We start from the raw sequence: 11,074 nt of genomic DNA on the forward strand, positions 1-11,074 counted from the left end.
GAAAGGGCCGTCCGCACCCCGCTAAACGAATTGCTCTCGGAGAAGACGCTCTTTTAGCCCATGCCCCTCATCAAAGAGAATGCGATGCTCAATGGTTGGATCGCTATAGATTTCAACCGACAAGACGTCCTGCTCGGAGCGACTGTCGGCGGCAACCATCACGGGGCGTTTTTCGGGTTCTAACACATCAAAGCGAACTTTGGCCGCCTTTGGAAGCAAGGCACCACGCCAACGCCGTGGACGGAACGCGGCCATCGGTGTCAAAGCCAAAACATCGGACCCAATCGGCAAAATCGGTCCGTGCGCCGAATAGTTATAGGCCGTTGACCCCGCCGGCGTCGACACCAAGGCCCCATCGCAAATCAGTTCCGAAAGCCGCACATGCCCGTCGACAGTAATGCGCAACTTGGCGGCCTGTGGCCCCGCGCGCAAAAGCGAAACCTCGTTGATTGCCAGCTGGTCGTGCTCCACACCTTCGGTAGAAACAGAGTGCATGCGCAACGGATTCAGAATTTCTTCCTCGACCTGCCGCAGCCGCTCCTCAAGGTTGTCATCACTGTATTTATTCGTCAGAAAACCAACGGTGCCACAGTTCATCCCGAAAACGGGCGTGTTCAAGTGCTGTGTGGAATGCAGAGTTTGCAACATCATTCCGTCCCCACCAAACACCACGATCACATCGCAGTCTTCCTCAGGGGCGTCGCCAAACTGGGCCTGAAAACGGGCAAGTGCCGCCTGTGAAATGTCGGTACCGTTTGCCTTGAAGTGTATTCTAGCGCTCATGTCATTCCCATTTTCGCCCACGTTTGCCTGTGCAGATCGGAAACACAAGACCAGATAGGAAATATTTGATCACACGAATTGATGTATATGGCGCAAAATATCATACAAATGCCGCGAAACAGGCTTTTGTGAAAGGCGCGAGACCGCTACAAGGCCTAAACATTTCACGCGCCATGGAGCCCACGATGACCGTAAACAGCAACGACACAGGTTTTTTCACCGAAAGCCTTGAGACCCGTGATCCTGAAATTTTCGCCGTAACGCGCCAAGAACTTGGCCGCCAACGCGACGAGATCGAATTGATCGCCAGCGAAAACATCGTTTCCGCAGCCGTGATGGAAGCACAAGGCACCGTCCTGACCAACAAATATGCCGAAGGTTATCCCGGCAAACGTTATTACGGCGGCTGTCAGTATGTTGATATTGCGGAACAATTGGCAATCGATCGCGCGAAACAACTTTTTGGCTGTGAATTCGCCAACGTCCAACCAAACTCGGGTTCGCAAGCCAACCAAGGCGCCTTCACGGCCCTCATCAAGCCCGGCGACACCATCCTTGGGATGAACCTTGCCTCCGGCGGGCACCTGACCCACGGTGCAGCTCCAAACCAATCCGGCAAATGGTTCAACGCCATTCAATACGGTGTGCGCCTGCAGGACAACTTGATCGACTACGATCAAATCCAAGCCCTCGCCACCGAGCACCAACCAAAACTCATCATTGCGGGCGGGTCCGCGATTCCCCGTCAGATCGACTTCGTGAAGTTCCGCGATATTGCTGACAGCGTAGGCGCCTATTTGATGGTTGATATGGCCCACTTTGCCGGCCTCGTTGCCGCAGGTGAGCACCCTTCCCCGTTCCCATACGCAGATGTCGTGACAACCACCACGCACAAAACCCTGCGCGGCCCACGCGGCGGGATGATCCTGACCAACGACGCGGATATTGCGAAAAAAATCAATTCTGCAATCTTCCCCGGCATTCAAGGCGGCCCCTTGATGCATGTGATTGCAGGCAAGGCCGTCGCCTTTGGCGAAGCGCTGCGCCCCGAGTTCAAAGCCTACCAAAAGCGCGTGCGTGCGAACGCGGTTGCCCTTGCAGACCAGCTTATGAAAGGCGGCTTGGACATCGTAACAGGCGGCACAGACACCCATGTTATGCTGGTTGATTTGCGCCCCAAAAATGTCAAAGGCAATGCCACAGAGAAAGCGCTGCAACGCGCAAACATCACAACGAACAAGAACGGTATCCCGTTTGACCCTGAGAAACCCTTCGTAACATCGGGCATTCGTTTGGGAACACCCGCAGGCACTACACGCGGATTCGACGAAGCTGAATTCCGTGAAATTGCCGATATGATCGTCGAAGTTGTGGACGGCCTCGCGGCAAATGGCGAAGACGGAAACCACGATACCGAAGCGGCTGTAAAAATCAAAGTCGCCGCACTCTGTGCGCGCTTCCCAATTTACGACAACCTCTAAGAAATTGAAAAACGGTGAAGCCTTGCCTCTGCGCTAGGCTTCACTGACATGCCTATTTACAGATACCCACGCCAGACGAGCACTGTCGTAAAAAGCGCCGCTGGAATGAGAATTCCCAACGCTACCCCACTCAAAACACTTAGAAAAACATCTGTGCGGCGTTTGCTTTTGTCGATCCCTTTAAGGTGTTTGAGGCAATTTTCATACGACTTTTCAACCCGTCCAGAATCTACAAAACGCTGCAACTTCGGATTTTGCGAGGCTGCGGCCGCGCTCGCCAGAAATTCCGCGTCCTTGCGCACATGTCGCGGCAAAAGTCGCCCACCACGCCGCAGTTTTCCGTCAAGCCCTGTGCCGCCAACGGACAGTTGTTTTTTCAAAAGGGTCGCAACCTCATCGGCGCAGTCTCGGGGGGGTCTTGAATTCATAAATACCTCGTCGCAAGACCATACAGGCCAAAGGGATTCAGCTCAAGCCACTGGCCTAAAGGAATTTTTCGAGGTACAGAAAGATATGTTGAAAACCTATACACAGGGTCATTCAAGCGCCCTCCCGCCCCTCTTAATCGTGCACGGCCTGTTTGGATCGGCGCGCAATTGGAGTGTTATCGCAAAACGCCTCACTGAGGACCGCGTTGTCCATACTGTCGATATGCGCAACCACGGCGAGAGTCCGCGATATTCATCACAAAGCTATATGGATATGGCCAATGACCTTGCGCATGTCATCAACGACCTCGGCGCGCCCATGGATGTTTTGGGACATTCGATGGGGGGAAAAGCCGCGATGGTTCTGGCGGTTCAATCACCTGATATTGTGAATCGGTTGCTCGTCGCGGATATTGCGCCGGTTGCGTATTCTCATACACAAATGCCCCTCATTGAGGCCATGCGGTCGCTGGATCTTGCGCAGGTTGAGAAGCGTTCAGACGCGGACCGCCTGCTTCAAGACGCTATTCCTGACGACGGTGTGCGCGCGTTTTTGCTCCAGTCCCTTGACGTTAACGATCAGCAATGGCGTCTCAATCTCGACGTCCTCGCAGATCAAATGGATAAGATCCTCGGCTTTCCTGCCCTGACGGGGCAATTTGATAAGCCAGCTTTGTTTTTGTCAGGCGGAGCATCAGACTATGTTTTGCCCGCGCATCGCCCCCTCATCAAAGCCCTGTTTTCAAACGCTTATTTTGCTAAAATGCCGGATGTTGGGCATTGGCTCCATGCGGAAAAACCGCGTGATTTCGAAGCCAGCATTCGTGCCTTTTTCAGCTAACGCCTAAAGATCTGCAATTTTCTTGGAAACAAAATAAGAAACCGGAAAACCCGCGACAAACCCAAGGGCGGCCGCGATCAAAATCGGGGACAGTGTATCGTTGCCTGTGACCAGCGCGATGATGACGCCGAGGCCTGCCATACTGGGGGCAATTATGGTAAACATCAGCAGTGTTAAACGGTTCATATCAGGCTCCTTTTGCGCGTTCTGCGGCGATCATTACGGGTTTTCTCGGAGCTTACCTTGATCTATGTCATCTAGCTCTTTTTTACAAATTCCGTCAGGATAACAATACGTTGCCCTTCTACGCGGCCTTCGATGTGACCTGCGTTGTCGGACACGAGAGAGATGTTTCGCACGGCAGTGCCTTGCTTGGCGGTGAAGCCTGCGCCTTTTACGGGGAGGGCTTTGACGAGGGTGACTGAATCCCCGGCGGAGAGCACGTTTCCGTTGCAATCTTTGTGGATCAAGGTGGGGGTTTCGGCGCCGGCTTTGGCCCATTCTAGGGTGGCTTCGTCAAGGTAGAGCATGTCAAAAAGGTCGTGCGCCCATGCTTCGGCTTTGAGGCGATCGAGTAAGCGCCAGACGAGGACTTTTACGGGTTCGTGCTCGCTCCACATGGCAGAAGTCAAGCAACGCCAATGACTTGGGTCGAGTTCACCGTCAATCTGCGCGCGGCATTTCTGGCAAATATGAGCCGACATGTGCACGGTGTTGTCGGAATTCGGGCCCACATCATGGACCCCCAAGGCGTCGCTTGAGCCGCATAATTCACATTGATCGCCGGAACGAGCTGAGAGGGCATTAAGGGGCATTGGGGGATCTCCAAGGGAACATTTTCACCCTCTACCTGTAGCAGAGCGACACTTGGTTTGCCAAGGGCACTCGTTAACGCGCCGCGCGTTGAAACAGGCGAAAGTTTAAAGTTTTTAAATACTCTGAGGGTCGGTTTTTAAACTTTTTAAAGAGGGTAACGATGGTTTTTGAGGTGAATGCGACGGAGTTGCGGTGGGAAATGTCGCGGATTTTGGGGCAGGTTCAGCATGGCAAGAAAATTGCGGTGATCGCGATGCATGGCAAACCTATCGGGGCGATTGTGCCGATGGAGGACCTGCACCGGATTTGGGAGAAACAGGACGACGAGACCCACGGGGAGCGCGACCCTGAGACGGGGAAACGGCCGAGCGTGTTGATGACGAAATACGGGATTTGGTCGGATGCGCTGGCGGCGCGGATTCGGCGGGTGAAGGAGATGGGGGAATGACGTTTTGGTTTTTTGGGGGGCGCGGTTTGGTTTTGGTGAGGGGATTTTGGGGGTGGATGGTTTGAGGGGGGTGCAACGGGTGTGGGATGCGGCGCACGATCCGAGGGGTGGAAGCGAAGCGCCCGCCCCGTGGGGGCGGATCGGGCGCTGCCTGATTTGAAAAATCAGGCAGCTGGACTATCTGTGATAACAACTACGTTGCTTAGAAAACCAATTGCGCCCAGAACTCTGAGGGCCTACCACTATGCGATAGACATTTCACAAGGGGTCTATTTTGCCAAACGAAGTTTCAGACAATCAGATTTATTATTAAATTTTACGTACCGAAGCACGTCAACGAACGTTAAACTCTGTAAACGTGCGCGCACGGAATGACCCTCGCTGGGCAAACACAACCATGTGCTCCATTACTAATGCTGATTTCGGTGACGCGCTTGAGTTTGCGAAGAATGAGTGGCCCAAGTTCTACGGAAAAGACACTCATCTAGGTTTTAAAGAGAGTTGGGAGACGCTTTTCCATAGGTACTCAAAACGGTCGGATTTTTTTGACTTGGCAATTTGGCAACTGATTGACGGCCGGCAGACTCTGGTAGCGTTAGCAATTGGAAACCCATCGAACGCAAAGACTCACCTCACAATTAAGTGGATTGAAAGGTTCTTCGGTAATAACTATCTGTCAGGTAGAGCTTTGTTGCCGATTTTGACATGCGCCGAAGAGTATGCCAAACTTCTAGGCTCTAAACGTGTGCTAATTAAAGACCCCGTTGACTCGGCTGTCTACGAGCGTTACGGCTACACCGCTTACCATCATCCGGATATCGCGAATGGTGGTAATTACTTTGGAAAGGACCTTTATGATGAATGATGATTCTATGAATATGCAATTGCTGCCTGAAGGGCTGCAAGTAAGTGTTCAGGCAGCAATCCTCCGCATCAAAGCAGTGCCTGCCACTACGACTCTCATTGAGGCACTCTCAGATGACGAGTGGAATCACGACAGCCTTGCTGATTGCAACATTACGGCTGGCGGGCCGAATGCTGACGAACTTGATGATTGCGACAAGGTTGCAATGAAAGTCGCTTAAAGCATTTTACTTCTGACTCAGTACCAATGAAAACGTTTCGATAGCCGCCCCAAGGGGCGGCTTTTTTAATCGTCCATTTTCAGCGCGTTGATAAAGGCTTGCTGCGGGATTTCTACTTTCCCGAATTGGCGCATTTTCTTTTTGCCTTTTTTCTGCTTCTCGAGCAGCTTTTTCTTGCGGGTCATGTCGCCACCGTAGCATTTCGCGGTCACGTCTTTGCGCATGGCAGAGAGGGTTTCGCGGGCGACGACGCGGCCACCGATGGCGGCTTGGATCGGGATTTTAAACATGTGACGCGGGATCAGGTCTTTGAGTTTTTCAACCATGGCGCGGCCCCGTTGTTCGGCGCGATCACGGTGGACCATGGTGGAGAGCGCGTCGACGGGTTCTTCATTGACGAGGACGGTCATTTTCACGAGGAAATCTTCTTGGTAGCCGATCATTTGATAGTCAAAAGACGCATAGCCTTTGGTGACCGATTTTAGACGGTCGTAGAAATCGAAGACGACTTCATTGAGGGGCAAATCATAGACGACCATGGCGCGGGAGCCCGCATAGGTGAGGTCGAGTTGCACGCCGCGACGGTCTTGGCAAAGTTTGAGGACGTCGCCGAGATACTCGTCGGGCACAAGGATTGTGGCCTTGATGCGCGGCTCTTTGATGTGCTCGACATAGGTGAGATCGGGCATGTCGGCGGGGTTGTGCAGCTCCTGATCGGTGCCGTCTTTCATCAAGATATGATAGATAACCGAGGGCGCGGTGGTGATCAGGTCGATGTCATATTCGCGCTCGATACGGTCGCGGATCACCTCAAGGTGGAGGAGGCCAAGGAAACCACAGCGGAAGCCGAAGCCCAGAGCGGCGGAGGTTTCCATCTCGTAGCTGAAGGAGGCGTCGTTGAGGGCGAGTTTCTCGATGGAATCGCGCAGGTCTTCGAATTCGGCGGCATCGACAGGGAAGAGGCCACAGAAAACAACGGGTTGCGCGGGTTTGAAGCCGGGGAGCGCTTGGGTACAGCCGCCTTTTTCATGGGTGATCGTATCGCCAACACGGGTGTCGCGGACCTGTTTGATCGAGGCGGTGAGGAAGCCGATTTCGCCGGGACCAAGCTCGTCGATCATGATCATACCGGGTTTGAAAACGCCAATGCGATCAACGGGATGGACAGAACCGTTTTGCATCATTTTAATTTTGTCGCCCTTTTTCAGGACGCCATCAATGATGCGCACAAGGACGATCACGCCGAGGTAGGCGTCGTACCAACTGTCGACCAGCATAGCCTTGAGCGGCGCGGAACGGTCGCCTTTTGGGGCGGGAAGGCGGGTGACGATGGCCTCGAGGGTTTCGTGGATGCCTTGGCCGGTTTTGGCGGAAACTTGGATAGCGCCAGAGGCGTCGATTCCGATGACGTCTTCGATTTGCTCGGCGACGCGATCACAATCCGCGGCAGGCAGGTCGATTTTATTCAGGATGGGGACAATTTCGTGGTCGGCATCCAGAGCGTGGTAGACGTTGGCGAGGGTTTGGGCCTCAACGCCTTGGCTGGCGTCCACGACCAGAAGCGAGCCCTCGACGGCACGCATGCTGCGGGACACTTCGTAGGCGAAATCCACGTGGCCGGGGGTGTCGATCAGATTGAGAACGTAATCGAACCCGTCGTCCGCCTTGTAATTGATGCGCACGGTGTTGGCCTTGATGGTAATGCCGCGCTCACGCTCGATATCCATGCTGTCGAGCATCTGGGCTTGCATATCGCGCAGGGCCACAGTGCCGGTCTCTTGGATGAGCCGGTCAGCGAGGGTGGATTTACCGTGGTCAATATGCGCCACGATTGAGAAATTGCGGATTTTATCAAGATCAGTCATAGCGTTTGATATGCGGTGGAATTGTGGTTTGGTCAAGCGGGGTTGATCGTTTGGAGGGGCGGTTCAGCGTTATTTTGAACGAATTCTGGTGGGGGCGGTTCATTGCCTGCGATTCTAGCGATTTTGGGGCTTGGGCAATCAGGCGTAAAACCCAAATCCTGTGGCTTTTGGGCATATGGACCGCAATATATATGGAATTGATTTGCGATGAAAAATTTGCAATATTGTCAGGGTAGCAGGCCCAGTGATGATCCCGAAGCGGGCGGACTGAGCGAAATCAAACTATAGGCAATTCTTATGAAACCTTTTAAAATGGCCGTTCTAGCCCTTTGCATGGCCCCATTGGCGACAGTTTCCCTCCCCGTTTCAGAAGTTCACGCTGCAAAGACAATTGAGCGTGCATGTGTGAAATCGGAGCGCAAAGCCGCATCGAAACCCTTGTGCGGGTGTATTCAGGATGTTGCGGATATGATGCTTTCCCGCAGCGACCAAAAAACCGCAGCGAAGTTTTTTGATGACCCCCACAGGGCGCAAGAAATCCGCCAGTCGAACAATCGCAGCCACGAGAAATTCTGGCTTCGGTACAAAGAGTTCGGCCAAACGGCGGCAACATTCTGCAGGGGTTAAGCGGCTGATTTTAGGTGAATAAGGGCGCGTTTTGCCACGCCCCTATCCCTGCCGTTTATTGCGAGACTTCGGGTGTTTCGTGATCCATTGAAGAGTGGTCGGCCTCGTCTTCTGGCGTGCGATCATTGTCTACAGGAATTTCAACCGCGACATCGCCCGCGTTTTCAAAATGCAGGACGATTGAAACAGTCTCGCCATTTGCCAACCCCTTGTCCAATCCCATCATCATGACGTGATCCCCGCCGCGCTTAAGCTGGTGCATCCCATCGGCCGGAATCGCGAATCCCTCCTCGACATGCATCATTTTCATAATGCCATTGCCCATGTCCTTGTGGGTATGCAACTCAACACGCGGAGCGATATCGGACGACACGCCAATAAGTTGGTCGGCCTCGCCCGTGTTCATAACTTCAAAAAACGCCGCACCGGTTTTGGCCACGGGTGTCGCGGAGCGCGCATAGGCGCCGTGGATCAGGATTTCGGCACTTGCGGGCAAGGCAAAAGCGGCGATAAACGCGGCGGCGAGCGGCGCGCGTAGGGATAAAGTGAAAGACATAGGATGCCCTTTCGTAATGATTTTGGGGTGTTAGAGTGTTTTGACGCGGGATGTCAGGCCAAAGGTGGCGCGCGCGGACTGTGGGCCTTGCTGCGCGCGGGACGTGTGGGGAATGCCACCGAAACCCGCCGCAAATCCGCAGATGTAAACACCATATCCGTTGTGAACGTCGACGCGGAAGCCTCAAGGAGAACGGCGGAAAGGAGGCAATCGGGACAGGTTGTGCGCGCCTCGACGGGCTGCCCCTGTGCATCAATTTGAACGACGCGCGGACCGTATCCCGTGCAAAGAACCATCTCGCCGACGGCTGCGCCCCGCATTTGCCCCATTGCGGTTGCCATGCTGGTCAAAACCATAACCAGCGCCAAAACAGCGGCGAGCATTGATGTGGATTTTGAACGGGGGACAAACATGCGCCAACTATAGGCCTCCCACTGGGGGAGGCAAAGCGACAAAACGGCGCGTAAGTGAAAAGCAAAAAGCCCCACCAAAAAGGTGAGGCTTTTAAAACTGATCATCCAGACACTCACCTATTGGCAAGTGATTGAGCGATATTAGGCTGCTGTAGCTTGCGCTTTAGCGATGTCTTTTTTGACTTTCTGAGCGGAGATAGAAAGCTCAGTGTCTTTTGCTTTGGCAAGATATGCGTCCAGACCACCACGGTGATCAACGGAGCGAAGAGCCGCAGCAGAGATTCTGAATTTGAACGTGCGACCGAGCATTTCGGACTGCAACGAAACGTCGTTCAAGTTCGGCAAGAACCGACGACGCGTACGGTTTTTAGCATGGCTGACATTGTTGCCAGACATAGGGCCTTTTCCAGTCAATTCGCAACGACGTGACATGATGTATTCCTCAGATCGTGGCCGATCACGGGCGTATCCCGATCTGTGGCCGATAACATAAAATGGGCATCCGAAAAGGGATACCCTGAATTCCGTCTGGGGCTGATACGCGGAATCACTGGGGGCGTCAAGCGGCTGGCGGGTTTGATTGCCCAGAATTCGTGCAAAAAGCGCCTTGGGGCGAATTATCTCCGAATTGTCAGTCTTTCAAGGCCCCAAGCACCGTGGCGGCGGCAGCGGATGGGGTGGACTCACCGCGCTGAACGGCGTCCATTTCGCGCTCAAAAGCGGATTTCAGGGTAAAATCCTCGGTGAGTCGGGCCAAAAGGCCAGCTTCGACTTCTTCGCGAAACCACGCTGCCGCTTGAGCTGTGCGATTCTTCTGCCAGATCCCTGCCGATTTGCGCCATGCAATCAACGCTTGGACTTCGGCCCAAATTGCGTCCAGCCCGTTTTCCTCAATGGCGGAGGCGAGCATGGCCTTGGGAAAGCCCTCGGGGTCTTGCTCGCGCTTACGCAACAACATCAAGGCCCCCGCGTAATCGGCACAGGTGCGGGTCGCGGCGGGCTTAAGGTCGCCGTCGGCCTTGTTGACCACAATCATGTCGGCGATTTCCATGATGCCGCGCTTCACGCCCTGCAGCTCGTCGCCACCTGCGGGGGCCATTAGGAGGAGGAAGACGTCGGAAATGCCCGCGACCATGGTTTCGCTTTGGCCCACGCCGACGGTTTCGATGAGGATGATGTCAAACCCAGCGGCCTCGCAGAGGATGGTCGCTTCGCGTGTGCGGCGGGCAACACCGCCCAGACGGTTGCTGCTGGGGGTGGGGCGGATATAGGCGTTGGCTTCGCGCGCCAACAGGTTCATGCGGGTTTTATCGCCCAGAATAGATCCACCAGAGCGCGTCGAGCTTGGATCCACAGCGAGGACCGCCACGCGCAACCCCTGCCCCACCAGCATCATGCCAAAGCTCTCGATGAAGGTGGATTTGCCGACCCCTGGCGTGCCGGACAAGCCAATCCGAAGAGCTTGTCGGGCGGGTTGGGGTCCGGCGGCGCGCAGTGCATCGAGCAAGGCAAGCGCCTCTACACGGTGGCTGGGCTTGGCGCTTTCAATCAAGGTGATCGCCCGCGCAAGGGCGCGGCGATTCCCGTTAAGCACCGATTGTGCGCGTTCTGTAATAGTCTGTGCGCTCAATTGGCAGCCTTTCGCCGGTTTTCGTAACGCGATATAGTCATGATATTGGATAACAATTCCTTTTACCCCATCTTTTTGACATACCTTGAGTAAAGACAAGA

15 protein-coding genes are annotated in these 11,074 nt (G+C 54.3%); 6 read left to right on the forward strand and 9 right to left on the reverse strand.

What is annotated here, in order from left to right; all coding sequences use genetic code 11:
* Positions 1–21: 21 nt before the first annotated feature.
* Positions 22–783, reverse strand: a complete 762-nt coding sequence (locus tag AB9F29_RS06055) for an NAD kinase (protein WP_039002712.1) — start codon at positions 781–783, stop codon at positions 22–24.
* Between the two features lie 185 nt (positions 784–968).
* Here AB9F29_RS06055 and glyA point away from each other — a divergent pair, with 185 nt between their 5' ends.
* Complete coding sequence (gene glyA, locus AB9F29_RS06060) at positions 969–2,264, forward strand: serine hydroxymethyltransferase (RefSeq protein WP_369754965.1); 1,296 nt, start codon at positions 969–971, stop codon at positions 2,262–2,264.
* 56 nt (positions 2,265–2,320) lie between these two features.
* On the opposite strand, the gene AB9F29_RS06065 is transcribed toward glyA, so the two are convergent.
* Positions 2,321–2,692 carry a hypothetical protein gene (locus AB9F29_RS06065; protein ID WP_369754966.1) on the reverse strand — a complete coding sequence of 124 codons (372 nt, stop codon included), beginning with the start codon at positions 2,690–2,692 and terminating at the stop codon, positions 2,321–2,323.
* An 85-nt stretch (positions 2,693–2,777) separates the two neighbouring features.
* Here AB9F29_RS06065 and AB9F29_RS06070 point away from each other — a divergent pair, with 85 nt between their 5' ends.
* Positions 2,778–3,533 carry an alpha/beta fold hydrolase gene (locus tag AB9F29_RS06070; protein ID WP_369754967.1) on the forward strand — a complete coding sequence of 252 codons (756 nt, stop codon included), beginning with the start codon at positions 2,778–2,780 and terminating at the stop codon, positions 3,531–3,533.
* A 3-nt stretch (positions 3,534–3,536) separates the two neighbouring features.
* Here AB9F29_RS06070 and AB9F29_RS06075 read toward each other — a convergent pair whose 3' ends face one another.
* Together AB9F29_RS06075 and AB9F29_RS06080 are read right to left on the reverse strand one after the other, a co-directional pair.
* A complete protein-coding gene (locus AB9F29_RS06075) occupies positions 3,537–3,719 on the reverse strand; it encodes a CTP synthetase (protein WP_335584969.1) in 183 nt (60 codons plus the stop codon).
* 71 nt (positions 3,720–3,790) lie between these two features.
* Positions 3,791–4,348: a PhnA domain-containing protein gene (locus AB9F29_RS06080; RefSeq protein ID WP_369754968.1), complete on the reverse strand. Its 558-nt coding sequence runs from the start codon at positions 4,346–4,348 to the stop codon at positions 3,791–3,793.
* Positions 4,349–4,509: 161 nt separating this feature from the next.
* On the opposite strand from AB9F29_RS06080, the gene AB9F29_RS06085 reads away from it, so the two are divergent.
* The 3 genes from AB9F29_RS06085 (at position 4,510) to AB9F29_RS06095 (ending at position 5,882) form a co-directional block, all read left to right on the forward strand.
* The gene (locus AB9F29_RS06085; RefSeq protein ID WP_369754969.1) at positions 4,510–4,797 is read left to right on the forward strand and encodes a type II toxin-antitoxin system Phd/YefM family antitoxin; all 288 of its coding nucleotides are present in this window, start codon (positions 4,510–4,512) and stop codon (positions 4,795–4,797) included.
* A 397-nt stretch (positions 4,798–5,194) separates the two neighbouring features.
* Positions 5,195–5,662: a hypothetical protein gene (locus AB9F29_RS06090; protein ID WP_369754970.1), complete on the forward strand. Its 468-nt coding sequence runs from the start codon at positions 5,195–5,197 to the stop codon at positions 5,660–5,662.
* The gene (locus tag AB9F29_RS06095) at positions 5,652–5,882 is read left to right on the forward strand and encodes a hypothetical protein (protein WP_369754971.1); all 231 of its coding nucleotides are present in this window, start codon (positions 5,652–5,654) and stop codon (positions 5,880–5,882) included. Before AB9F29_RS06090 ends, AB9F29_RS06095 begins: the two co-directional genes overlap by 11 nt.
* A gap of 65 nt (positions 5,883–5,947) precedes the next feature.
* On the opposite strand, the gene lepA is transcribed toward AB9F29_RS06095, so the two are convergent.
* Complete coding sequence (gene lepA, locus AB9F29_RS06100) at positions 5,948–7,747, reverse strand: translation elongation factor 4 (RefSeq protein ID WP_369754972.1); 1,800 nt, start codon at positions 7,745–7,747, stop codon at positions 5,948–5,950.
* Positions 7,748–8,044: 297 nt separating this feature from the next.
* Between lepA and AB9F29_RS06105 the strand changes: the two genes are divergently transcribed.
* Positions 8,045–8,374, forward strand: coding sequence for a hypothetical protein (locus tag AB9F29_RS06105; RefSeq protein ID WP_369754973.1), 330 nt, complete (start codon positions 8,045–8,047; stop codon positions 8,372–8,374).
* Between the two features lie 55 nt (positions 8,375–8,429).
* Here the strand turns inward: AB9F29_RS06105 and AB9F29_RS06110 are convergent, their stop codons facing one another.
* From AB9F29_RS06110 to meaB, 4 genes are all read right to left on the reverse strand, one after another.
* Complete coding sequence (locus tag AB9F29_RS06110; protein WP_369754974.1) at positions 8,430–8,930, reverse strand: copper chaperone PCu(A)C; 501 nt, start codon at positions 8,928–8,930, stop codon at positions 8,430–8,432.
* Between the two features lie 53 nt (positions 8,931–8,983).
* Positions 8,984–9,448 carry a DUF2946 family protein gene (locus AB9F29_RS06115; RefSeq protein WP_369754975.1) on the reverse strand — a complete coding sequence of 155 codons (465 nt, stop codon included), beginning with the start codon at positions 9,446–9,448 and terminating at the stop codon, positions 8,984–8,986.
* Between the two features lie 36 nt (positions 9,449–9,484).
* Positions 9,485–9,775, reverse strand: a complete 291-nt coding sequence (rpmB, locus tag AB9F29_RS06120) for a 50S ribosomal protein L28 (RefSeq protein WP_039002721.1) — start codon at positions 9,773–9,775, stop codon at positions 9,485–9,487.
* 199 nt (positions 9,776–9,974) lie between these two features.
* Positions 9,975–10,973, reverse strand: coding sequence for a methylmalonyl Co-A mutase-associated GTPase MeaB (meaB, locus tag AB9F29_RS06125; RefSeq protein WP_236940015.1), 999 nt, complete (start codon positions 10,971–10,973; stop codon positions 9,975–9,977).
* Positions 10,974–11,074 lie beyond the last annotated feature (101 nt).

It is taken from the genome of Falsihalocynthiibacter sp. S25ZX9 (genome assembly GCF_041205405.1).
Taxonomy (GTDB): domain Bacteria; phylum Pseudomonadota; class Alphaproteobacteria; order Rhodobacterales; family Rhodobacteraceae; genus Falsihalocynthiibacter; species Falsihalocynthiibacter arcticus.